The sequence below is a fragment of the Sorangium aterium genome (assembly GCF_028368935.1).
GTDB lineage: Bacteria > Myxococcota_A > Polyangia > Polyangiales > Polyangiaceae > Sorangium > Sorangium atrum.
In genome coordinates this window covers 501,815-524,320 of sequence record NZ_JAQNDK010000007.1, presented here as the reverse complement: position 1 = coordinate 524,320, position 22,506 = coordinate 501,815, and the positions used below count along the sequence as shown (strand labels likewise).

Genomic DNA, 22,506 nt, shown 5'->3' with positions numbered 1-22,506 from the left:
GCCCCGTCCCACCGCGCCCGCGCCGTCCCGCCGCACGCGCAGCGCCCCCGGCGCCCCGCCGCACGCGCAGCGCCCACGCCGTCCCGCCGCGCCCACGCCGTCCCGCCGCACGCGCTGCGCCCTCGGCGCCCCGCCCGCTGTGCCTGCGCCCGCCGTTCTGCTACACGGCAACCCGTGCCCGACCTCATCGTCCACCCGGCGGAGCGGCCGCTCATCGGGAGCGTTCCGGTCCCTGCGGACAAGAGCATCGCCCACCGGGCGCTCCTCCTCGCCGGGCTCGCCACCGGGCAGAGCCGCATCCGGGGCGGGACGCTCGGCGGCGACGTCCTCTCGACCGTGGGCGCGCTGCGCGCCATGGGGGTCCGCGTCGAGGAGCCGTCGCCGGGCGACCTCGTCGTCCACGGCGCCGGGCTCTCCGGCCTCCGCGCCCCCGGCGGCCCCATCGACTGCGGCAACTCCGGCACCACGATGCGGCTCCTCGCGGGCATCCTCGTCGCCCAGCGCTTCGCCGCGCGGCTCGTCGGCGACCCGTCGCTCTCGCGCCGCCCCATGGAGCGCGTCGCGAAGCCGCTCCGGCTCCGCGGCGGGCACATCGAGGGGCAGCTCGATCCGCGCAAGATCGGCGAGATCACGGCGCCGCTCGACGTCGGGCCGCTCCCCGAGCCGCACGTGCTCTCGTCGATCGAGCACGAGATCCCCATCCCGTGCGACCAGGTGAAGAGCGCCCTCCTCCTCTCCGGCCTCTACGCCGACGGCCCCACGTTCGTGCGCGAGCCGATCGTCTCGCGCGATCACACCGAGCGCATGCTCACCGCGCTCGGCGTGCCGATCGACTCGGTCGGCGCGATGGTCTGCCTCGACGCCACCCGCTTCTCCGGCGCGCTCCCGGCGTTCGAGCTCGACGTGCCCGGCGACCTCTCCGCGGCCGCGTTCCTCGTCGCCGCCGCGCAGATCGTCCCGGGGAGCCGCGTGACAGCGCGGCGCGTGGGCCTCAACCCGACGCGCACCGGGCTGCTCGAGGTGCTGCGCGACATGGATGGCGGCGTCGCCGTCGAGATCAAGGGAGAGGCCCTCGGCGAGCCCACCGGCGATATCCACGTCGCGCCCGCCTCCTCCGGCGCCGGCCTGCGCGCCGGGCGCGCGGGCGGCGAGCTCGCGGCGCGCGCCATCGACGAGCTGCCGATCCTGCTCGGCCTCGGCGCGCGGGCGCGCGGCCTCACCGAGGTGTTCGACGCGCGGGAGCTGCGCGCGCAGGAGACGGACCGCATCGCGGCGATGGCGTCGGTGCTCGGCGCCTTCGGCCTGCGCTGCGAGGAGCGCACCGACGGGCTCCTCGTCGAGGGCAGGCCCGACCGGCCGCTCGACGCGGCCGACGTCGACAGCCGCGGCGATCACCGCATCGCGATGACGGCGGCCGTGCTCGGGCTCGCCGCGGGCGGGCCCACGCGCGTCCGCGACGCGGGCTGCATCGCGACCAGCTTTCCCCTCTTCGTCGGGACGCTGCGCGCCCTGGGCGCGCGCATCGAGGTCGAGGGCACCCGCGCCGCGTGAGCGCGCGATCGGTGAGCGAGAGAGGAGGAGGAGCGCAGGTGACCGAACGACAACGACAGGACGACGCGCACCACCTCCCGGCCCGGGACGAGCCCCGGCGGCTGCGCGTCGCGATCGACGGACCGGCCGGCGCCGGCAAGGGCACGGTCGCGCGGGGGCTCGCCGAGCGGCTCGGCTACCTCCTCGTCGACACCGGCGCGATCTACCGCGCCGTCGCGCTCGCGGCCCGCCGCGCGAGCCTCCAGTGGGAAGAGGAGGGCGCGATCGGCGCGCTCGCCGAGGATCTCGCGCGCGGCGGGCGCATCGCGCTGGAGCGGAGCCCGCACGGCGTGCCGCCCGACTCCTCCGCCCCCCCGCCCGCGAACGCCCCGGCCCAGTCGAGCCTGGGGGGCAGCGGCATGCGCGTGCTGCTCGACGGCGAGGACATCTCCAGCGCGATCCGCGCGCCCGAGATCAGCCTCGGGGCGAGCCGGGTCTCGGCCGTCCCCGCCGTGCGCAAGGCGCTGCTCGCGATGCAGCGGCAGGCCGGCGCGGGCGGCGGCGTGGTGCTCGAGGGGCGCGACATCGGCACCGTGGTGTTCCCGGACGCCGAGGTGAAGTTCTTCCTGACGGCGCCGGCCGAGATCCGCGCGAAGCGGCGGTACGACGAGCTCGTCGCGCGCGGCATGAACGTCAGCTTCGAGGCGACGCTCTCCGACGTGCTCCGCCGCGACAAGGCGGACAGCGAGCGCGCCGTCGCGCCGCTCCGCAAGGCCGACGACGCGATCCTCGTCGACTCGGGGCACAGGAGCCCGCAGGAGATCATCGACGAGATGGCGACCCTCGTGGAGATCCGTGCGCGCGGCGGCTGAGGTCCGCGCCGCCGCCGTCGCCGCCGCCTCCGCCCTGATGGCGCTCGGGCTCCCGGCCTGCGGGGACGCCGCGCCGCAGGTCGCAGGTCCCCCCGCCCGCGACGCGGCGAGCCCGCTCGGCCCGCGCGTCGTCCGGCGCATCGAGCCGGCCGATCTGCTCCCGGCCGATCTCGATCTCGTCGTGCGCGTCGACGTCGCCCGCATGCGCGACGGCCTGGGCCAGGCGGCCTCGGACGAGCTCGCCCGCCGCGCGCTCGACGAGGTGCCCGACGAGGCGCTGGAGAGCGCCCTCCAGCGCGCCGACGTCGTCTGGCTCGGCCTGCGGCTCGCCGATCTCGAGGAGGGCGATCGCGTGGTCGTCCTCGAGGGCCGGATGGCCGGGCTCACGCCCGATCCCGGCCGCTGGGAGCCGGCGCGGGCGGCGCAGGACGGCGGCGCGGTCGACCGCATCGCCGTCTTCGACCGCCGCGGCGGCGTCGCGGGATCGCGCGCCGACACGGCGCGGATCATCGCGCTCGGCGATCGCGCCGTCGCGCTCGTGTCGGCGGTCGAGGTGAGCAGCGTCGCGCGCGTCCTCCGCGACGGCCCCGACGCGCGCCGGGGCGACCCGGCCGCCGAGGGGCTCGTGAGCCTCGACCTGCGCGCGCGCCGGCTGCCCCCCTACCTCGCGCGGCGCTTCCCGTCGATCGGCGCGCTCGTCGCGGGCGTCGCGCGCGTCCGCGCCGTGGCGTCCCTCCACGACGAAGGGGTGCGCCTCGACGTGGAGCTCGTCGGCGTCGACGCGGCCGGCGCGGGGCGCGCCCGCCGGTTCCTCGAGGTGCTCCGCGACAACGTCGAGGATGTACGTTACGCAGATCTCATGAAGGAGCTCTCGATCGAGCAGGTGGAGAGCACCGTGCGGCTCCGCTGGCTCTTCCCAGCGCCCCTCGTGCTCGCCCTGCTGTCCGCGCGCTCCCCCGGCTAAGCCGATGCCTGACACCCTGATCGAAGAACCGATCCGACCGACCGTGACCGACGACCTCGCCGCGCCCGAGGGCGACCCCGCGGAGGCGCCGGGGGCCGCTCCCGCAGAGGCGCGCCCCGCGCCGCCCGGCGAAGGCGCCCCCGCCGCCCCGCAGCGCCCGGGCCGCCCCCGCGGAGCCGCGTGCCTCGTGCTCGCGATCGCGATCGCCGCGTTGCTCGCCGGCGCGGCGCTCTGCGTCTACCTCTTCTTCTGGCGCTATGTGCCGACGGCCCGGCAGCACATCCCGGGCGACGCGAACATCGTGGTCCGCCTCGAGACCGCCGACCTCGCGCTCTTCGGCCCCGTGCGCCGGCACTTCCTCCCGCTGCTCGACGACGCGCCCCAGACCGCATCGCGGAAGGCGCGCATCGAGGCGGCCACCGGGCTCGATTTTCCGTCGGATCTGCGCGAGATCGTCGTCGCGTCGACCGACGCCACGAGCTGGGTCGCGCTCGCGGGCGGGCGCATCCCGAAGGGCCGCTTCGTCGCCGGCATGGAGAAGGTCGCCCGCGACGAGGGCTGGGCCGGCGTCCGCCGCGAGGGCGAGCTCCTCCTCATCGGGCCGCGCGCCGTGCTCGGCCAGGCCGACGACGGAACGCTCGTCCTCGGCACGGACGCCGAGATCGTGAGGGCCGCGCTGCCGGCGTCCGACGAGTGGCGGCGCCTCGATCTGCCCGAGCAGGGCGCCGTCACCTTCGCGCTCACCAGCGCCGCGTGGTCCGGCGCCGCCACCGCCGCCTCCCGCGTGCTGCCGCGGGCCGGAGCGCTGTTCCGCCGCATCAACCACGCCTCGGGCACCCTCGCCCTCGGCGCGGAGCCCGCGCTCTCGATGCGCCTCGCGCCCGCGTCGGGCGAGGCCGCCGCGGCGCTCGCCCCGGACACGCAGGCGCTCCTCGGGAGCCTCAAGCTCGCCCTCGCCGTGCTCCCCGGCGCCGTCGACGTCGTCGGCGCGGGCGCCGCGCTCGAGGGAGCCCAGGCCCTCGCGCAGGGAGAGCTCGTCGAGATCCGGACGAAATGGCCCTACGAGGGCCTCGATCGCGCCTGCGCAGAGCTCGCACACCGCGCCCGCGCCGCGCGCGACGCCGCCGGCGCCGCGCCGGGCGCCGCGGCGGGCGCCACGCCCTGAGATCGCGCCGCTTTGAGCGGGCGGGCACATCCTTCCCACCAAAACGGACCGGACCTACAAAAACCTCCAGTGGCTCGGTCGTTGCATTGACAGAGGCCCCTCCTCAGACTACAGGCTCGCCTCTCCCGAGGGGCCCGGGTGCATCGGTACGCGTGTGCCTGCCCCTCCGCCGCTCGTGCGTGGCACCTAGGGTCCACGACTGCGCCCGCGCGGCGAATCCCAGGGAAGGAAAGGAAACAAGAACGAACAACATGACTAGTAACATCCATATGGAGGCTGGCTCGTCCGGGGCGAGCATGGAGAGCTTTGCCGCGCTCTTCGAACAGAGCGTGGAGGGGGGCGATTTCGCGCGTGAAGGAGAGATCATCTCCGGCACCGTGGTCGCAGTGAACCGCGACTCCGTCGTGGTCGACATCGGCGGCAAGAGCGAGGGCGTGATCGCGCTCCGCGAGTTCGCGGACGCCGCGGGCCAGAGCGCCGTCAAGGCGGGCGACAAGGTCGACGTCTACATCGAGAGCCGGGAGAACGACGACGGCCTCGTGACCTTGTCGAAGGAGAAGGCCGACAAGATGAAGGTCTGGGATGAGATCTCGAACGCCTGCGAGGCGGACGAGCTCATCGAGGGCACGATCAGCCAGCGCGTGAAGGGCGGCCTCTCGGTCACCATCCGCGGCGGCGTGAAGGCCTTCCTCCCGGGCTCTCAGGTCGATCTCCGCCCGATCCGCAACTTGGACAAGCTGATCGGCCAGACCTACAAGTTCAAGGTCATCAAGTTCAACAAGAAGCGCGGCAACATCGTGCTCTCGCGGCGCGTGCTCCTGGAGCGCGAGCGCGACGAGATGAAGGCCAAGACGCTCGAGACGTTGACGGAAGGGATGACCGTCAAGGGGACCATCAAGAACATCACCGAGTACGGCGCGTTCGTCGACCTCGGTGGGATCGATGGCCTCCTGCACATCACGGACATGTCGTGGGGCCGCGTGAACCACCCGAGCGAGGTGTTCCAGGTCGGCGACGAGGTCCTCGTGAAGGTCCTCAAGTACAACGCCGACACCGAGCGCGTCTCCCTGGGCCTCAAGCAGACCCAGGAGGACCCCTGGAACCACGCCGAAGAGGCGTACCCGGCGGGCAAGAAGGTCCGCGGCAAGGTCATGTCGATCACCGACTACGGCGCGTTCGTCGAGCTGGAGCCGGGCGTCGAGGGCCTCATCCACGTCAGCGAGATGAGCTGGACCAAGAAGGTCAAGCACCCGTCGAAGCTGCTCGAGGTGGGCCAGGAGCTCGAGTGCCAGGTGCTCGAGGTGGACGCGCGCGCGAAGCGCATCAGCCTCGGTCTCAAGCAGCTGGAGCCCGATCCGTGGATGCTGTTCACGGACAAGTACCACCCCGGCGACAAGATCGCGGGCAAGGTCCGATCGCTCACCGACTACGGCGTCTTCGTCGGGATCGAGGAGGGCGTCGACGGCATGGTCCACAAGAGCGATCTCTCGTGGTCGGTGCGCGTCAACAACCCGAGCGACCTCTACCACAAGGGCGACGACGTCGAGGCGATCATCCTCTCGATCAACCACGACGAGAAGAAGGTCTCCCTCGGCATCAAGCAGCTCTGGGACGATCCGTGGCCGAGCATGCTGACGGAGTACCCGCCCGGCCGCGTCCTCGACGACGCCCAGGTGGTGAGCATCGTCGACTACGGCGTGTTCGTGCGGCTGCGCGAGGGCGTCGAGGGGCTCATCTCCCAGGGCGACGTGCAGGAGCCCGAGGAAGGCAAGCTCAAGGTCGGCGACAAGGTGAAGGCCGAGATCTCGTCGCTCGACACGGTCGATCGCCGGCTCTTCCTGACGATGAAGAACATCGGCATGGAGCGCCCCGCGCCCGTCCAGCGCCAGCAGCAGAAGCGCAAGGACGACGACGACAAGCCGGTGGCCGGGACGATCGGTGATCTCATCAAGGAGAAGTTCGGCGCCAAGCTGGACCTGAAGTGACGCTGCCCGGCGCGCGGCGTCGCTGACGCGGCCGCGCGCCAGGCGCTCACCCGCCGCACGTCAGGTGCGGCGGGCCGAGGGCGCCCCGGTGCCCTCGGCTCGCCGAGTGGACCCGATGTCGACGAGAGGCGAGGCCCTCCCCAGGGCCTCGCCTCTTGCTTTTTCCGCGAGGCCGCGGACGATGCCGCGATGAGAGGCCTCCTTGCGCGCTCCGCCCTCGCGGCGCCCGTCCTCGCCGCCCTGGCGCTCAGCGCTCTTCCTGCCCGCGCCGACGGCCCCCGCACCTCGACGGCTCCCGCTGCCCGCGCCGACGGCCCCCGCGCCTCGGCCGCTCCCGCTGCGCGCGCCGGCGTCCCCCGCGCCTCGGCCGCTCCCGCTGCGCGCGCCGACGGCCCCCGCGCCTCGGCCGCTCCCTGGGCGGGGTTCCAGGCGCAGCCGCTCGGGCGCGCCTACGCCCCGCTCCGCGCCGCCGACCCGTGGTTCGGCGATGACAAGATGCGCCATTTCTGCGCGTCAATCGCCCTCGCCGGCGGCGGCTATGCGCTCGGCGCGCTCGCGACCAGCGACCTCCGCCAGCGGCTCGCTGTGGGCGCCGCGGTCGCGCTCGGCGCTGGGCTGGCGAAGGAGGTCTACGATGCCGCCGGGCACGGCACCCCCTCGGTCCGCGACTTCGTCTGGGATGCGCTCGGCACCTCCGCCGGGCTTGGCCTCTCGCTCTGGTTCGATCTCGCGGCCACGCCGCTCCAGTTCTGAGCCCCCATCGACGGCGCTGCGGCGGGGCGGCGGAACGGCGGAACGTGAGGCGCGCCTGCGCGGCAACTGCGAGGACGACGCGGCGACGAGCGAGCGGTGGTCCCGCGCGCGTTGCCGCCGTGCTAGCGTCTCCGCGACATGGGCAACCCCCTGTGGGCGCCCTGGCGCATCGATTACATCCTTGCGCCGAAGGGCCAGGCCGACTGCATCTTCTGCGGCATTCCCCGCGCATCCGAGCATGAACAGCGCGACCGGCTGGTCGTGGCGACGACCCGCCGCGCGTTCGTCATGCTCAACCGCTACCCGTTCGCGTCGGGCCACCTCCTCATCGTCCCGCACGCGCACGTCGCCTCGCTCGACGCGCTCGAGCCAGCCGATCACGAGGCCCTCTTCCGCCTCGTGCGCGAGTCGACGACCCGCCTGCGCGCCGCGCTCAAGTGCGAGGGCATGAACGTCGGGATCAACCTGGGCACCGCGGCGGGCGCCGGGATCGCCGAGCACCTGCACGTCCACATCGTCCCGCGCTGGCCCGGCGACACCAACTTCATGCCGGTGCTCGCCGACGTCCGCGTCGTCCCGCAGGCGCTCGAGGCGACGCGTGACCACCTGCTCGGCTTCTTCGCCGACCTCCCCGCGTCGCTCGTCGACGAGGGCACCCACGGCCGGGCCGCGCGCGGCGAGGCGCTGTGAGCGAAGGCCCCTCGCGGCGCACCGTGTTCCTGACGGTCAGCGCCGTCCTCACGGCGGCGCTGCTCATCGTCTCCCACGCGGTGCTGCTCCCGTTCGTGCTCGCGCTCGTGGTCGCCTACGTGCTCACGCCGGCGGTCCTCCGGCTCGAGCGCGCGCGCGTCCCGCGGTGGGCGGCGATCCTCGTCGTCTACGCGCTCGTGCTCTCCGGGATCGCGGGCTTCTTCGCCCTCAGCGTCCCGCGCCTCATCGCCGAGGGGAAGGCGCTCACCGCCGAGGCCCCGCGCCTCGCCGCGCGCCTCCGCGAGGAGTACCTGCCCGCGCTCGACGCGCGGCTCAACCGCTGGTCGGGCCGCGAGCCCGAGGCGCCGCCGCCGGCGAACGCGCCCGCCCAGGAGCCCGATCAGGCCGCGCGGCCGCCCGACTCCAGCGCGGCCCCTGCTGGAGGAGAGGAGAGCGCCGAGCGCCCGCCGATCCGCATCTTGCCCGGGCCGGACGGCTCATTCGACGTGCAGATCGCCGACGACGTCGAGGTCCGCGAGACGCGCGACGGCGTCTGGCAGATCGCGCAGGCGCGCCCGAGGCACCGCGGGCTCTCCAGCGCGAACATGCTCCAGGAGGGCTACGAGAAGGGTGCCACCTACCTGAAGGAGAACTCGCTCGCGGTCCTCCGGATCGGGCAGGCCATCGCGACGGCCATCTCGCGCGGCATCTTCAACCTCTTCATGACGTTGATGCTCGCCGGCTACATCATCCTGACGCACGAGAAGATCCTGCGCTTCTTCCGCGAGCTCTGGCACCCGACCTCGCGCGACTCGTTCGATCGGTTCCTGCGCCGGCTCGACCGGGGGCTCTCCGGCGTCGTCCGCGGGCAGCTCCTGATCTGCCTCGTCAACGGCGTCCTCTCCGCGATCGGCTTCTGGCTCTTCGACCTCAAGTACTGGCCGATCCTCTCCGTCCTCGCGGCGGTGATGTCGCTGATCCCGATCTTCGGCTCGATCCTGAGCTCGGTCCCGGCGGTCCTCATCGGCCTCACGCAGTCGTTCGGCACGGCGGCCGGCGTGCTCGCGTGGATCGTGGGCATCCACCAGCTCGAGGCGAACTTCCTGAACCCGAAGATCATCGGCGACTCGGCGAAGATCCACCCGGTCCTCGTGGTGCTCTCGCTGCTCGTCGGCGAGCACTTTTTCCAGATCACCGGCGCGCTCTTCGCGGTCCCCTGCCTCTCGCTCGCGCAGACGATCTTCCTCCACTTCCGCGAGTCGACGCTGGGCCTCGCCGATCCGACGGCCACGATCCCGCCGCAGCGCGGCGTCCCGATCATCGCCCCCACGATCGAGCCGCTCCCGCCGCTGCGCGGCTTCGAATCCGCCCGCCCGGCCTCCACGCCCGTCCCCGCCGCCGAGCCCGAGGGCGAGCCCAGCGCCCGCAGCAGCGACCCCGACAGGGCCGCGAGCTAGCCTCCACCGCCCGAGCCCCTTCCCCGGGGCCGATCGGCTCGCCCGTCCGCCTCCGCTGGCCGCTCCCCCGCAAGCCGGCTATGAGACCCCGCGCCCCGCGCAGGAAATCAGCTCCACGACCTCGATGAAGACCCCCGGCAAACCCACCCCGAAGAAGCAGAGCCCCAAGCAGCAGCGCGAGCAGGCCATCGCCGCCCTCCGCAGTGGAAAGCCCCCGGCCGACCCGCTCTCCCAGCTGAACCCGCGCTCGCTCGCCATCCGCGTCGGCATCCCGGCGCTCATCGTCTGGGCCATCGCCCTGGCCATCCCGGGGGTCTGGCCGAAGGCGGCCGCCGGCGTCCTGACGGTCATCGTCGGCGGCGTCATCGTGTGGGCGCTGCGCTTCGCGACCCGGACGCGCGCCGTCGCGCAGATCGTGCAGACCGCCGACTCCGCCGAGGCCCGCAAGGACGCGATCGCCAAGCTCGACACGGAGTTCAAGAAGGACGACGCGGCCGCGACGTTCGCGAAGGCGCAGCTCCAGATGCAGGAGGACCCGCGGGCCGCGCTCCGGACGCTGGAGACCATCAACCTCGACAAGGTGATGGCCCCGATGGCCGACGAGGCGCGCGCCCAGCGCGGCATGATCCACCTCATCCTGAGCGAGACGGACGAGGCGCGGGCGCTCGTCGACAAGATCGACATGACCCGCCACAAGGAGCCGAGGATCCGCGCCATGATGGCCGCCATCGTCGGCGAGGCGTGGGCCCGGACCGGCCAGGCCGGGAAGGCGGTCGAGCTGCTCGAGACCTTCGATCCGAACGACGAGGCGTTCGCCGAGCTCAAGCCGCAGCTGCTCCGCTCGCGCGCGTTCGCCTATGCGTGGGCGAACAACACGAAGCAGATGAAGACCACGCTGCGGAGCCTGAGCGCGCTCAACCCGCAGTACCTGAGCGGCTTCGTCACGAAGAAGAAGAGCCCCATGGGCGTGCCGCCGCGCGGCGTCCACCCGATGCTCGAGAAGGAGGCGTTCGAGATGCTGATGCGCTCGGGCGCCATCCCTCGCAAGATGCAGCAGGTGCGGCGCGGCTGACGCGTGGCGCGTGGCGCGTGGTGCGTGGTCGACCAACGAGCGGCCGAGGCCGACCAGCGCCGCGCCTCGCCGTCGACGCGCCGAGCTCGCCCGCCGAGCCCGCCCGCCGAGAGCGGCCCCTTGACGCGAGGCGCGGCGAGCGGCTCAGATGCGCGCCCTCATGAGAGGGACCGCGCTGCTCTACAGCTCCCATAACCGCTGCAACTTCATCCACGACCGCTACATCGCGCAGCGGGCGCTCTCGGGGCGGGACAACAAGCGCATCCTGTTCCTGCCGATGTCTGAGGCGCCCCGCGACGGCAACGAGCGCGAGCGGCAGGAGTTCGCGTACGGCAACTTCAGCTGGTTCTTCCGGTTCTACGAGCGGTTCGGCCTCGAGCACGTGCCGTTCTACTGGACCAGCAACCTGCGCAGGGAGGACGTGGACGTCCTGTGGCACTACCTCGCGTCGTCCGAGGTGGTGATCCTCGGCGGCGGCTACAGCACGACGGGGCTCTGGCGCTACAAGCAGCTCGGCGCGATGTTCGACGGAGAGCCCGGCAAGTTCGGGCGCCTCCTGCACGAGCGCCGGCAGCGGGGCCTGCTCACCGTCGGGTTCTCCGCCGGGGCCGACCAGCTCTGCCAGCACCTCTTCCGCCGGGTGTGGGACAGCCCCGGTGACAACGACGCGTTCGGCCTCGCGCGCGACACGCTCGTGACGCTCCACCACGAGCAGAGCCGCAACGGCGATCTCTGGCACGCGGCGCGGCGCATGCCCCGCTGCTTCGTCTTCGGGCTCCCGAACGACTCCGGGGTCCAGGTGGACTGGGGAGTGCTGCCGTCCGGCAACCTCTGGCAGGTCTACGAGCTCATCGTCGACACGTCGTGGGACGATCCCTCCGACGCGCTCCACGTCAAGACGCGGCAGGGCGCGCTCATCGACCACTTCGACCACACGGGCCGCCACTGGGCGTTCCACGGCGGCGATCACGTCGTGCGCGTCACGTCGCAGGACGGCGGCTTCGACAGGGCCTGGATGACGGCCGGCGGCCTTCTCCTGGACTACTGGACGCGCGAGCCTGCCACCTACGGCTCGATCGACGCCATCCTGGCGAGCCACTGACGACCGCGCGCGCCCTGCGCAGCCGCGCGTGCCCAGCGTGGCCACGGCCGCGCGCGCCCAGCGTCGCCGTGACCGCGGCCGCGCGCCGCTGCCCGCGCGGCCGGCATTGACGCCAGGCAGGCCGCGCGGCATCGAAGAGCGCGAGGCTCACCATGCCGTCCCGCCCCTGCGTGTTCTGCAGCATCGCCCGGGGCGAAACGCCGGCCCACGTCGTGCTCGACGAGCCGGAGGTCCTGGCGTTCCTGGATCACCGCCCGCTCTTCCCCGGCCACTGCCTGCTCATCCCGCGCGCCCATCACGAGGTGCTCACCGATATTCCGGCGTCGCTCGTCGGTCCGCTCTTCGCGACCGCCCAGCGCCTCGCGTGCGCCGTCGAGTCCGCATGCTCCGCAGACGGCTCCTTCGTCGCCATCAACAACCGCGTCAGTCAGAGCGTCCCCCACGTGCACATCCACGTGGTCCCGCGCCGTCAGCGGGACGGTCTCAAGGGCTTCTTCTGGCCTCGTTATAAATATGCGGGTGAGCACGAGATGCGCGCCTTCCGCGACGCCATCGTGACGGCATTGACGGCGGGTTGAATTCTGTCGCTGGTACGGGTATTTGGACGTGGCGCCGTGCTGGCTCAGGCGCGAGACGTCCGCCCCAGCGCGGGACATTCTGCCCCACACGATCTGCACCTCGTTGCGTCTTGCGACGAACCGAGACCGCTGCCAGGTTAGGGAATAGACAGGGCGCCTCCCTGGTTCCCGCGGCCGACAGCCTGTCACTCCTCGAACGATGCTGGCCCTCCGGTCATTTTTCCCTCGGATCGCGCTGCTCTTCCTGCTGATCCTCGCCCCCACTGCGCTGGGACGGGCGAATATCAGCATCATCGAAGCCGGCAACTCCGATGTTTCGGGATCGTTTCGTACCGGGGCCAGCGAGAACGACGGTGTGCTCGAGGCCTTGCAGCCGCCGGTCCGCGACGGGGCCCGTCGTTCCGTCGCCTCCCGATCGGCGCCGCGCGCCGGCGCGGCGCCGCCGCGCGCCGTCCTCGTCGCCGATCTCCGGCCCGTCCGCGTCCCGTCCCCCGTCCCCCACCCTCCCCTCCGTCGTCCTCCACCACGCTTCCTGAACTGATAGGCTAGCTCCGTGGCCGAGGCCGCTCGCGGTCCGGCTCGGAGTCGCTGGAATCGGAGGTGTTCACGACGGCTGCCGCGCCGGATCGGCGCGGCCAACGAGAGGGTTTATTCCATGCAGAAGCTCGCTGACGGGTTGCACAAGTTCCATGCCGAGGTGTGCGGTACACATCAGGACCTCTTCCGCCACCTGGCGAGGGGTCAGCGGCCCGAGGCGCTGTTCATCACGTGCTCGGACAGCCGCATCAACCCGAACCTCATCACGCAGACCCAGCCTGGCGACATCTTCATCGTGCGCAACGTCGGCAACATCGTGCCGCCGTACGGCGCCAGCAACGGCAGCGAGGCCGCCGCGATCGAGTTCGCGGCCGCGCACCTCGGGGTCAAGCACATCATCGTCTGCGGTCACACGCTCTGCGGCGCGATGCGCGGGCTGCTCGATCCCTCGGGCCTCGACGAGCTGCCGGCGGTCAAATCGTGGCTCCAGCACGCGGAGCTGACGCGCCGCCTGGTGCAGGAGAACTACCCGCACATCGAGGGGGAGGATCGGCTGACGATCACGGTGGAGGAGAACGTGCTCGCCCAGATCGAGAACCTCCGGACGCACCCGACGATCCGCGCGCGGCTCGCGCGCGGCGAGCTCTCTCTCTACGCCTGGGTCTTCAAGATCGAGACCGGACAGGTCTTTCAATTCGAGGCTTCGACCGGCCAGTTCGGGCCGATCGGTGACGCGGCGCCCCCGTCGGCGCTGCCGGAGACAGCGGTCTACCGGCGGGCCATCTGAGCGCCTGTTCGACACCGATCCACGTCTTAACTCGAATTGAGAGGGCCCGTTCGATGCAGCTTCCGAATCCTATCCATGCAGGCGCGGGGGTGAATCCCGCCGGCGCCGTGGCGCTTAGCTCCGAGAGCCCGGGTGCGAGCCGGGAATCACCGCCCGCGGAGAGCGCGCCGCCGCTCGATCCGCGCCTCATCGCGAACCTCAAGTACGACATCCCGGCCGGCCTCGTCGTCTTCCTCGTCGCCCTGCCGCTCTGCCTGGGCATCGCGCTCGCGTCGGGGGCCCCGCTCCTCTCCGGCATCGTGGCCGGCATCGTGGGCGGGCTCGTCATCCCGCTCGTGAGCCGCGCTCAGCTCAGCGTGAGCGGCCCGGCGGCGGGGCTCGCCGCCATCGTGCTCGCGGGCATCACCAGCCTGCAGAGCTTCCAGGCGTTCGCGATGGCCGTGGTGATCGGCGGCGTCCTTCAGCTCGGGCTCGGCCTGCTGAGGGCGGGCGCGATCAGCCATTTCTTCCCCTCCTCGGTCATCAAGGGGATGCTCGCGGCCATCGGCGTCCTGCTCATCCTGAAGCAGCTCCCCCACGCCGTCGGCTTCGACAAGGACAACTTCGCCTCCGAGTCGTTCAAGGCCGACGGCGGCAACACCTTCACGATGATCGGCCAGGCGGCGCAGGCCATCGAGTGGGGCGCGTTCCTCCTCAGCGCCGTCTGCCTCGCCATCCTGGTCGGGTGGGAGAAGTCGCGCCTCGCGAAGATCTCCTGGCTCCCCGCGCCCCTCGTGGCCGTGCTCGTCGCGACGCTCGGCAACGAGCTGTTCAAGGCGGCGATCCCGTCCCTCGCCCTCGAGCAGAAGCACCTCGTGACGCTGCCCACGGGCGACCTGGTCAGCGCGCTCCAGCTCCCGGACTTATCGGCGATGCTGCGGCCCGAGGTGTGGGTGCTGGGCGTGACGCTCGCGATCGTGGCGAGCCTCGAGACGCTGCTCAACCTGGAGGCGGTGGATCGGATCGATCCGTGGCACCGCAAGTCGCCGCCGAACCGGGAGCTCGTCGCGCAGGGGCTCGCCAACATGCTCTCCGGGTTCGCCGGCGGTCTCCCGGTCACGTCGGTCATCGTCCGCAGCAGCGCCAACACGAACGCCGGCGCGCGGACGCGGCTCTCCGCCTTCACGCACGGCGCGCTCCTGCTGCTCGCGGTGGTCTTCGCCGCGGGGCTGCTCTCGCGCATCCCGCTCGCGTGCCTCGCGACGATCCTGCTCGTGACCGGCTACAAGCTGGCCAAGCCCAAGATCTTCGCCGAGATGCGCCAGCTCGGCTGGAACCACTTCATCCCGTTCGTGGTGACGATCGTGGCCATCGTGCTGACCGATCTCCTGAAGGGCATCGCGATCGGCCTGGCGGTCGGCGTCCTCTTCGTGCTGAGGACCCAGATGTCCCGGGTCTTCGACGTGATCCACGAGGGGGCCCGGGTGACCATCCGGTTCAACAAGGCGGCCTACTTCTTCACCCAGGGCAAGCTCGTCACGCTGCTCGAGCGGCTGCCGAGCGACACCCACGTGGTCGTGGACGCCCAGGGGGTTTCCTACATCGACCATGACGTCGCAGAGCTCCTCCGGCGCTTCCAGCAGTCGGCGCACCGGCGCAACATCCACGTCGAGCTCCGCGGGTTCTGAGCGACACTCGGATACCTGCCCGTCGGCGCCCCGCGTAAGAGCCCCCTCCCCGGGGGCTCTTACGCGTTAACCAACGCTTCGCGCCGCGTTCTCCCACCTCTCAACGTTTACGTGGTCGTTTACGTGAACGTTTACGTGGTCGTTTACGTGAACGTTTACGTGGTCGTTTACGTGAACGTTTACGTGGTCGTGGTCGTGGTCGTGGTCGTTCACGGCTTACCGTTGACGACCACGACCACGACCACGACCACGACCACGACCACGACCACGTAAACGACCACGACCACGTAAACGTTCACGTTGGTACGAGCTTGGTTAGCGCCTCGGGCCCGGGGAGCTACCGCTGAAACGCGAAAACAGCGGCTAATTTGGCCGGCCGGGGCGGCTCGAGCGAAGCTGGTGGGATGCGCGCTGCTCCCGATTGGGCCAGGACGACGGGCGAGGTTCATTGCTGCCAGCCGTCGGGTTGAACATGGTCGCTCGATTCATCGGCGGGGCGCCCTCGGGCTCCCCTCGCGAAGACGAACGCGGCAGCGCCGGGCTCGCCCACGTCGGGGAAGCGCCGCTGGCGCCACGGATCGACGAGATCCGACGGAGACCGCTCTTCTCGCTCCAGGGCTACAGCGGGCTGCAACGATCGTGCGGAGACGTGTACTTCCCGGCGTCGGTCGAGGAGCTCAGGGTGCTCTTCCGCATGGCGAAGCGGACAGGGCGCAGGATCACGTTCCGCGCCGGAGGCCAGTCGTTCGACGGCCAGGCGCTGAACGACGACATCGTGATCTCGATGCACCACTTCAGATCCATCGAGATCGACACGCAACGAGCGCGGATGACCGTGGGCGCCGGCGCCACCTGGGGAGCCATCGCCCGCGAGCTCGCCGCCCGCGGCTTCGTGCCCTACACGGTCGTCTCGACGAGCCACGCCACCGCGGGAGGCACGGTCTCGGGGGACTGCCTCTCGCGCTTCTCGGGCATCGCCAGCAAAGAGGGACACTACGTCGAGCGGCTCTCCCTCCTCCGCCTCGACGGACAGCTGCTCTCCCTCAGCCCCGATGACGCGACGAGCGCGCTGTTCCACGCGGTGATCGGCGGGCTCGGCTACCTCGGCGCGGTGATCGATGTCACGTACCGCATCGCGCGCGTCGCCCCGGCAGGGACGCCGATCCGGGTCGTCACCCAGGCGACGCGCTGCACCTCGCTCGAGGAGCTCGCGACGGCGCTCCTCCCACGCCCGGAGCAGCTCCTGCCGTCCGAGGGAGGCACCGCGCTCGAGGACGGGTGGATCCCGGAGGCGCTCTTCTCCATCGCCTTCCATACCCTGGAGGGGACCAAGGGCATGGTCCTCCGGTCGCGGTACGTCCCGGGGACCTCGCACGAGCTCCGCCCGCTGCTGATCCATCGCCCCCGGCACGTGCTCCGCGTCCCGATCGAGTGGCTGATGCGCGCGTCCGTGGTGAGCCGGGGCCTCTGGACCCTCATCGACCGCTTCCTCTTCGATGTCTCACGCCCGTACGTCGATGAGCTCATGGGCTACCTGTTCTTCATGGACGGCAACGTCCGCGCGAAGCGCATCGCGCAGACCTTCGGGATGCCCATGCTCACGCTGCAGCAAGCGTTCATGATCCCTTACGACCCGCGCGCCCCGGAGGACAGCCTGCGCCGGCTCGTCGATTTCCTGGGCAAGGTGGATGAGATCGCTACCCGAGACGGAATACCGCCGCTCCTCCTCGACGTGCTCCACATCCAGGGCGACCAGTTCCTCCTCTCGGCGAACCACGGGACCGACGGGTTCGCGGTGACGCTCGCGTTCGAGGTCTCGGAGGAAGAGAGCGCCCACCGGCTCCGCCTCCGCCTCAGCGAGCTCAGCGCGCGCGCGCTCGAGCTCGGCGGCCGCGTCTACCTGGTGAAGAACGTCCACGCGACAGCGGAGCACCTCCAGGCGATGTACGCGCACGCGCTCCCGGAGTTCGTCCGCCTGAAGCGGCTCGTCGATCCCGACGGGCTCCTGCGCAACGAGTTCCTCGAGCGGGTGTTCCCCGCGCACTTCGGCCCGGCGCCACGGCCCGCCAGCCCATGAGCGCGGCGCGCCGGGGACGGACACCCTCCCTGCTTTCCGGTGAGTTCAAGGCGCGAGGACGCCGCTCGGGCTCGCGAGAGACGGAATTGCGAGGGCGCAGCGAGATAGAGAGAAGAACGCCCTCCGGGCCCGCCTCGCCCCGGTCTTCGCCGCGCGCCGAACAACGGCCCGGACAGCGGCGGGGAATCGGTGGTTGGGATCTTGCAGTTCTCGACGTGGGCGACGTGAGCGACGTGTAGCGACGTGAACTGACGTGAGCCACGTGAGCACGCGTGGCGAACGCGCAGAGGACACGCGGAGGACGCCGGGGCCATGCATGGCAGTCAACAGCGGGATCAGCCCCTCCGGACGCGCGGCGCGTACGGGTGGGTTCGACGCCTCTCAGGGGTGCTCACGCCGCTCGTCCCGCTGGCGGTCAGCGCGTGCCGCGGCGACTGCCCGCGCGTCGAGGCCTCGCAGCAGCGCGCCGAGGACATGCAGCAGCGCACCGAGGACGCGCAGCAGCGCACCGGCGCGCCGGCGAGCCCGGCGGCGATCGCAAGGCCAGAGAAGCGCGACAAGCGGTCGAGCCACGCGCCGACGGCCACCTCCGTGCCGGCGCCCTGGCTGCTCACCATCCAGCCGACCACCGGGGAGGGCGCGAGGATCGCGAGCATGGATATCCGCAGCTTCACATCCCCGCTGCTGGAGCCGGGCGACGTCATCCTCGCGGTCGATGGGCAGCCAGTCCACTCGCTGGCAGGCCTGGAGAGCTACCTGCGCGCCCGCGTGCCCGGCGACATGGTGGTGCTCACCGTGCTGCGCAACGAGACAACGATCAACTATGCGATGCTCCAGGTGCCGGCCGGCGACCCTCCGGTGCCCCCGTCGGCCGCGGCGACCGGGGCCAGAGGCGGCGGCTGACCGCCCCGCGTCCGCCCGCGGACGCGGCCCGGCGCGTGGTCGTCAGGGCGGCGGCGCGCGGTCGATGACGAGCGCCTCGATGCGCGCCGCGAGCGCCTCGATGTCCCCGTCCGTCGTCTGCGGGTTCATGATGACGAGGCGCAGCCACGACTCGCCGCGCAGCGTGGTGCGCGTGATGTAGAAGCTCCCCTCCTCCACGATCTGCCGCCGGACGCGATCCTGTACGGCCGAGTCGCGGCCGACACGGAAGCAGAGGATGTTGGCCTGCGGGGCGCCGAAGCACTCGAACGCCGGCCGGCGCGCGAGGAGGCCGTGGAAGCGCCGGGCGGCGTCGAAGAGGCGCTCGACGTGCGCGGACATGCCCGCCTCGCCGACGAGGGCGAGGTTGAAGAACAGCTTGAGCGACAGCTGCGCCTTCGTGCACTCGAACGTGAGCTTGGACAGATCGACGCCCTGCCGCTCGTCCTCGCCGTGCAGGTACGGCGCGTACTGCTCGTAGGTGCCGGCGAGCGCGGCGGGATCCTTGACGAGGACCGCGCAGGCCAGCGTCGATGTGCCGAGCATCTTGTGCATGTCGCAGACCAGCGAGTCGGCGAGCTCGACGCCGTCGAGGAGGTCCCGGTAGCGTTCGGTGAAGCGCGCCGCCGCGCCGTGGGCGCCGTCGACGTGGAGCCAGAGCCCCTCCCGCCGGCAGAACGCGCCGATCTCCCGCAGCGGGTCGAAGGCCCCGTTCGGCGTCGCGCCCGCGTTGGCCACCACGGCGAGCACCCGCTTGCCCGCCCGCTTCACCTCCTCGTACGCCCGCGAGAGCGCCCCCGGGACGATCCGCAGCGCGTCGTCCACGGCGACCTTCACGACGGCATCGCCGCCGAGGCCCATGATGGCGGCGGCGCGCGCGACGGAATAATGCGCCGCCTCGGAGGCGAGCAGGACGAGGCCGGGCGGGACGCCCGCCTTGAAGCTCCCCGGGGCGACGCGCTCCCTGCACGCGAGCAGCGCGCTCAGGTTGCCCAGGCTCCCGCCGTGGGTGATGACGCCGTCCCCCTCGGCGCCCCAACCGATCTTGCCCCGCATCCAGCGGAGGAGCCCGCGCTCGATCGCGGTCCCGGCCGGCCCCATCTCGTAGACGGCCATGCCGTTGTTGAGGACGCCGTGCACGAGGTCGGCGAGCGACGACGACAGCATCGGCACGGCCACCTGGTGACCGAAGTAGCGGGGATGGTGCAGCCGGTTGCTGTTGTCGAGGACGGTGGCGACGAGGGCGGCGAGATCCGCGCCGCCGTGCGCGACCGTGCGATCGAAGTCGAGCGCGGCGAGGATCTCCTCGATCGATCGCTGCACCAGCACCGGCCCTTCCCGGCGCTGCGCCCTGCGCACGTGATCCGCGAGCAGCGCGCCCAGGCGGGCCGCCTCGCGCTCGAGGAAATCGGGGGAGAGCGCGGTCGTCAGCGCGTCCTTCATCGCGATCCAGCTCCGCGCCCTCTGCCGGGCGCCTTGTCGCCGCCTCGCCTGCCGCTCAGGAACGCGAACGCCTGGTCGACCTGCTCGTCGGTCATCGCGTGCCCCGCGCGCGGCTTGCCGAGCGACCTCGAGGGCCACTTGAGCCTGCGGAGCATCTTCGCGAGCGCCACCTGGTCCTGGTGCGCCGGGTCCTTCCCTCCCCAGCCGACGAAGACCGGCGCGCGCAGCTTCGTCTGCGCGCCCGCCCGCTGCAGGTAGCGCGCGCCCGATCCGCCCGCGAACGCCGCGTAGCCGTCGACCGGCAGCCGCCCGCGCATCGCCAGCGACGTCGCGTAGTACGCCCCGTTCGAGAAGCCGAACACGAGCACCCGCTCGAAGCGCCCGCCCGCGCGCCGCTCGAGCTCCGCGCGCGCCGCGTCCCACTCGGCGATCAGGGCGTCCTCGTGGGCCGTCTGCGCGGCGGAGGCGGTGGGCCAGCACCACCAGTCTTCCATGGTCTTCGGACCGATCCCGCGCCGGCCGCGGGGCATCATCACGGCGACCCCGTGCCGGGCGCCGGCCCGCGCCGCGCCCCGCTGCTGCGCCCACTGCCACCCAGAATCGGGCTGAACGACGCCGTGCAGGAAGATCACGAGCACCCGGGGGCCAGGCGCCTCCCTGGCCGGCAGGAACGCGCAGACCTCACCGGGCAGCGACGCGAGCTCCGGCGCACACCAGCGCGCCGCCGCCGCGTCCTGCGGGGACGCGGGCGCGCTCGCCGTGGGCGCTGCCGCAGGAGGAGCGCTCGCCGCGGGCGCGGCCGCAGGAGGAGCGCTCGCCGCGGGCGCGGCCGCAGGGGGCGGGCTGGTCCCGTCGCCGTTGGCCGAGGCGGATGCGCCCGCGGCCAGGAGCGCGGCCAGGGACAGCACCGTCACGAGCGAGCGCATGGGCGCGCAGTACCATGTCCTCGCTTCCGCCGGGAAGTTCCCTCGCCGCCTCTATTTTGCGTCTTTTCCCCGTCCTGGCGTCGAGCGCTCGCCGCCGCGGTGGGCTCGGCGCGGGCCGCGCGGCCTCAGAGCCGCACCTCGATGCCCGCGCCGGACGCGCTCAGCCATGGCGTCACGGAGCCCGCCTTGGGCGTGCTCGGCGCGGGCTCCTTCAGCAGCAGGTAGAGCCCGACGCCCACGGTCGCGACACCGGCGACGCCGAGGACGTCGCCGGCGATCCCCTTGGCCCGCGCGGCGCCCGCGTCCGCGCCCGAGCTCGAGCGGGCATCGCTCGCCTGCCTCACGCCCGAGAGCCCGAGGATGGCTCCGCCGGCGAAGAGCGCGCCGCCCGCGCCCAGAACGACGAACGGGAGCGTCCGGCTCGACGATGCATCGGCAGCGCCGGCCACAGGAGGCAGAGCGCCCCCGGCAGCCGAGGCGTGCCTCGTCTCGGTCGTGGCTCGCGCCAGGGCGATCGGGACCTCGACCGAGCTGCCCGCGCCGACGCTGAACCGGGCGACCGCAGCGCGGAACCCTGGGGCGCTCGCGGAGATCTCGTGAGCGCCCGGGTCCAGCTCGATGACCTGCCCAGGCGCCGCGCGAAGCGGCCGCCCATCCACGGCCAGCGCAAGCCCGTCGATCTCGGCAGGCTTGACGGCGATCGTCGCTCGGCCGATGCGCCCTTCGAGCGCCGCGACCGCCTCGCGCGCCGGCCCGACGTAGGGCGTGGTCGTCGGCGTCGGCGGCTCGGCCAGGAAGGTGCGAAAGCTGGCGAGCGCCTCGACGAGGTGCCCGGTCTCCCTCTGCGCGACGCCGAGGCTGTAGCGCGTGAGGGGAGCCGCCTTGATCTGGAGCGATCTTGCGTACAGCGCGCGCGCCTCCTCCCAGCGCCCCTGCTTCGCCAGCTTGGCCCCCTGGACGAACAGCGCGCGCGCGGACTCCACATCGCCCGCGTCCTGCGCGGACGCGGGGAGCGGGACCGCGGCCATGAGCAAGGCCGCGGCGAGCGCGACGCCGAGCCGTGCGGATCGCGCTGCAGGGCGCGCGCTCATAAGCACTCTCCTTGCCGGCACTTCGTGCGGGCCGGGCATCTGTTGTCACAGGCGCCGCAATGAGCGTCGTTGTTCCACAGGTTGGTCTCGCAATGGTGCGCCGGGTCCCCGTCGCAATCGGCGAAATGGCCATTGCAGGTCGCCTCGCTGCCTGGGCCGCTGCTCGGTCCGGCGCCTCCGGCGCCTCCGGCGCCGCTCCCGCTGCTCGCGCTTCCCTCGCCGCTCGCGCCAGCACCGCCTCCGCTGCCCTCGCCTCCCTCGCCGCTCGCGCCAGCGCCCCCTCCGCTGCCCTCGGCGCTCCCGCTACCTTCGCCTCCCTCGCCGCTCCCGCTGCTCGTGGCAACGCCGCTTCCGCTCTCGCCTCCACCGCTGCTCAGGCTAACGCCGCTCCCGCTGCTCGGGCCAGCGCCACTCCCGCTGCTCGGACCAGCGCCACTCGGGCCAGCGCCGCTCCCGCTGCTCGGCCCAGCGCCACTCGGGCCAGCGCCGCTCCCGCTGCTCGGGTCAGCGCCGCTCCCGCTGCTCGGGCCAGCCCCACTTCCGCTGCTCGGGCCAGCCCCACTTCCGCTGCTCGGGCCAGCGCCACTTCCGCTGCTCGGGCCAGCACCACTCGCGCCAGCGCCGCTCCCGCTGCTCGGGTCAGCGCCGCTCCCGCTGCTCGGGTCAGCGCCGCTCCCGCTGCTCGGGTCAGCGCCGCTTCCGCTGCTCGGGCCAGCACTACTTCCGCTGCTCGGGCCAGCACCACTCGCGCCAGCGCCGCTTCCGCTGCTCGGGCCAGCGCCGCTCCCGCTGCTCGGGTCAGCGCCGCTTCCGCTGCTCGCGCTCCCGCTGCCTCCATTGCTCGCGGCGGTGCGGCTCGTGCCCTCGCCGCTGCTGCCGTTGACGTCGC

General features: G+C 72.4%; 19 protein-coding genes. 16 read left to right on the top strand and 3 right to left on the bottom strand.

The features are described from left to right. Nucleotides 1–174: 174 nt before the first annotated feature. The 16 genes from aroA to POL72_RS49795 all read left to right on the top strand — a co-directional run bounded on the left by aroA (nt 175) and on the right by POL72_RS49795 (nt 18,139). Entirely contained in the window at nt 175–1,551 is a 1,377-nt protein-coding gene (gene aroA, locus POL72_RS49870) for a 3-phosphoshikimate 1-carboxyvinyltransferase (protein ID WP_272104477.1), read from the top strand. Nucleotides 1,552–1,589: 38 nt separating this feature from the next. Continuing rightward, nucleotides 1,590–2,402 (top strand): (d)CMP kinase, encoded by an 813-nt coding sequence (cmk, locus tag POL72_RS49865; protein ID WP_272104475.1) that lies wholly within the window; start codon nt 1,590–1,592, stop codon nt 2,400–2,402. Further along, nucleotides 2,386–3,366 (top strand): hypothetical protein, encoded by a 981-nt coding sequence (locus tag POL72_RS49860; RefSeq protein ID WP_272104474.1) that lies wholly within the window; start codon nt 2,386–2,388, stop codon nt 3,364–3,366. The genes cmk and POL72_RS49860 overlap by 17 nt, the downstream gene beginning before the upstream one ends. Nucleotides 3,367–3,370: 4 nt before the next feature. Further along, nucleotides 3,371–4,531 carry a hypothetical protein gene (locus tag POL72_RS49855; RefSeq protein WP_272104472.1) on the top strand — a complete coding sequence of 387 codons (1,161 nt, stop codon included), beginning with the start codon at nt 3,371–3,373 and terminating at the stop codon, nt 4,529–4,531. Then, complete coding sequence (locus POL72_RS49850; protein ID WP_272104470.1) at nt 4,420–6,516, top strand: 30S ribosomal protein S1; 2,097 nt, start codon at nt 4,420–4,422, stop codon at nt 6,514–6,516. Before POL72_RS49855 ends, POL72_RS49850 begins: the two co-directional genes overlap by 112 nt. 189 nt (nt 6,517–6,705) lie before the next feature. After that, nucleotides 6,706–7,269 (top strand): YfiM family lipoprotein, encoded by a 564-nt coding sequence (locus POL72_RS49845; RefSeq protein WP_272104468.1) that lies wholly within the window; start codon nt 6,706–6,708, stop codon nt 7,267–7,269. Nucleotides 7,270–7,407: 138 nt separating this feature from the next. Next, on the top strand, nt 7,408–7,959 hold the full coding sequence (locus tag POL72_RS49840; protein WP_272104466.1) for an HIT family protein: 552 nt from the start codon (nt 7,408–7,410) through the stop codon (nt 7,957–7,959). Beyond that, complete coding sequence (locus POL72_RS49835) at nt 7,956–9,416, top strand: AI-2E family transporter (RefSeq protein WP_272104463.1); 1,461 nt, start codon at nt 7,956–7,958, stop codon at nt 9,414–9,416. Before POL72_RS49840 ends, POL72_RS49835 begins: the two co-directional genes overlap by 4 nt. 124 nt (nt 9,417–9,540) lie before the next feature. Continuing rightward, nucleotides 9,541–10,488 carry a hypothetical protein gene (locus POL72_RS49830; RefSeq protein ID WP_272104461.1) on the top strand — a complete coding sequence of 316 codons (948 nt, stop codon included), beginning with the start codon at nt 9,541–9,543 and terminating at the stop codon, nt 10,486–10,488. Between the two features lie 160 nt (nt 10,489–10,648). Further along, entirely contained in the window at nt 10,649–11,590 is a 942-nt protein-coding gene (locus POL72_RS49825; RefSeq protein WP_272104459.1) for a type 1 glutamine amidotransferase family protein, read from the top strand. A gap of 152 nt (nt 11,591–11,742) precedes the next feature. Continuing rightward, on the top strand, nt 11,743–12,168 hold the full coding sequence (locus POL72_RS49820; RefSeq protein WP_272104457.1) for an HIT family protein: 426 nt from the start codon (nt 11,743–11,745) through the stop codon (nt 12,166–12,168). A gap of 655 nt (nt 12,169–12,823) precedes the next feature. Further along, on the top strand, nt 12,824–13,492 hold the full coding sequence (locus tag POL72_RS49815) for a carbonic anhydrase (protein WP_272104456.1): 669 nt from the start codon (nt 12,824–12,826) through the stop codon (nt 13,490–13,492). Between the two features lie 107 nt (nt 13,493–13,599). After that, entirely contained in the window at nt 13,600–15,159 is a 1,560-nt protein-coding gene (locus POL72_RS49810; protein WP_272104454.1) for a SulP family inorganic anion transporter, read from the top strand. A 111-nt stretch (nt 15,160–15,270) separates the two neighbouring features. Beyond that, a complete protein-coding gene (locus POL72_RS49805) occupies nt 15,271–15,432 on the top strand; it encodes a hypothetical protein (protein WP_272104452.1) in 162 nt (53 codons plus the stop codon). A gap of 199 nt (nt 15,433–15,631) precedes the next feature. Then, nucleotides 15,632–17,236, top strand: a complete 1,605-nt coding sequence (locus POL72_RS49800) for an FAD-binding oxidoreductase (protein ID WP_272104451.1) — start codon at nt 15,632–15,634, stop codon at nt 17,234–17,236. A gap of 312 nt (nt 17,237–17,548) precedes the next feature. Next, complete coding sequence (locus POL72_RS49795; RefSeq protein ID WP_272104449.1) at nt 17,549–18,139, top strand: PDZ domain-containing protein; 591 nt, start codon at nt 17,549–17,551, stop codon at nt 18,137–18,139. A gap of 42 nt (nt 18,140–18,181) precedes the next feature. Here POL72_RS49795 and POL72_RS49790 read toward each other — a convergent pair whose 3' ends face one another. The 3 genes from POL72_RS49790 to POL72_RS49780 all read right to left on the bottom strand — a co-directional run bounded on the left by POL72_RS49790 (nt 18,182) and on the right by POL72_RS49780 (nt 21,617). Beyond that, the gene (locus POL72_RS49790) at nt 18,182–19,600 is read right to left on the bottom strand and encodes a pyridoxal phosphate-dependent decarboxylase family protein (RefSeq protein WP_272104447.1); all 1,419 of its coding nucleotides are present in this window, start codon (nt 19,598–19,600) and stop codon (nt 18,182–18,184) included. Then, a complete protein-coding gene (locus POL72_RS49785; protein WP_272104446.1) occupies nt 19,597–20,526 on the bottom strand; it encodes an alpha/beta hydrolase in 930 nt (309 codons plus the stop codon). The genes POL72_RS49790 and POL72_RS49785 overlap by 4 nt, the downstream gene beginning before the upstream one ends. 125 nt (nt 20,527–20,651) lie before the next feature. Beyond that, entirely contained in the window at nt 20,652–21,617 is a 966-nt protein-coding gene (locus POL72_RS49780; RefSeq protein WP_272104445.1) for a tetratricopeptide repeat protein, read from the bottom strand. Between the last annotated feature and the right edge of the window lie 889 nt (nt 21,618–22,506).

Excerpts from the sequence above, each read along its gene's own strand:
- POL72_RS49855 (WP_272104472.1), top strand. The coding sequence starts at position 3,371 with ATGCCTGACACCCTGATCGAAGAACCGATCCGACCGACCGTGACCGAC.
- POL72_RS49850 (WP_272104470.1), top strand. The coding sequence starts at position 4,420 with ATGGCCCTACGAGGGCCTCGATCGCGCCTGCGCAGAGCTCGCACACCG.
- POL72_RS49845 (WP_272104468.1), top strand. The coding sequence starts at position 6,706 with ATGAGAGGCCTCCTTGCGCGCTCCGCCCTCGCGGCGCCCGTCCTCGCC.
- POL72_RS49840 (WP_272104466.1), top strand. The coding sequence starts at position 7,408 with ATGGGCAACCCCCTGTGGGCGCCCTGGCGCATCGATTACATCCTTGCG.
- POL72_RS49830 (WP_272104461.1), top strand. The coding sequence starts at position 9,541 with ATGAAGACCCCCGGCAAACCCACCCCGAAGAAGCAGAGCCCCAAGCAG.
- POL72_RS49825 (WP_272104459.1), top strand. The coding sequence starts at position 10,649 with ATGAGAGGGACCGCGCTGCTCTACAGCTCCCATAACCGCTGCAACTTC.
- POL72_RS49820 (WP_272104457.1), top strand. The coding sequence starts at position 11,743 with ATGCCGTCCCGCCCCTGCGTGTTCTGCAGCATCGCCCGGGGCGAAACG.
- POL72_RS49815 (WP_272104456.1), top strand. The coding sequence starts at position 12,824 with ATGCAGAAGCTCGCTGACGGGTTGCACAAGTTCCATGCCGAGGTGTGC.
- POL72_RS49800 (WP_272104451.1), top strand. The coding sequence starts at position 15,632 with ATGGTCGCTCGATTCATCGGCGGGGCGCCCTCGGGCTCCCCTCGCGAA.
- POL72_RS49795 (WP_272104449.1), top strand. The coding sequence starts at position 17,549 with ATGCATGGCAGTCAACAGCGGGATCAGCCCCTCCGGACGCGCGGCGCG.
- POL72_RS49790 (WP_272104447.1), bottom strand. The coding sequence starts at position 19,600 with ATGAAGGACGCGCTGACGACCGCGCTCTCCCCCGATTTCCTCGAGCGC.
- POL72_RS49785 (WP_272104446.1), bottom strand. The coding sequence starts at position 20,526 with ATGCGCTCGCTCGTGACGGTGCTGTCCCTGGCCGCGCTCCTGGCCGCG.
- POL72_RS49780 (WP_272104445.1), bottom strand. The coding sequence starts at position 21,617 with ATGAGCGCGCGCCCTGCAGCGCGATCCGCACGGCTCGGCGTCGCGCTC.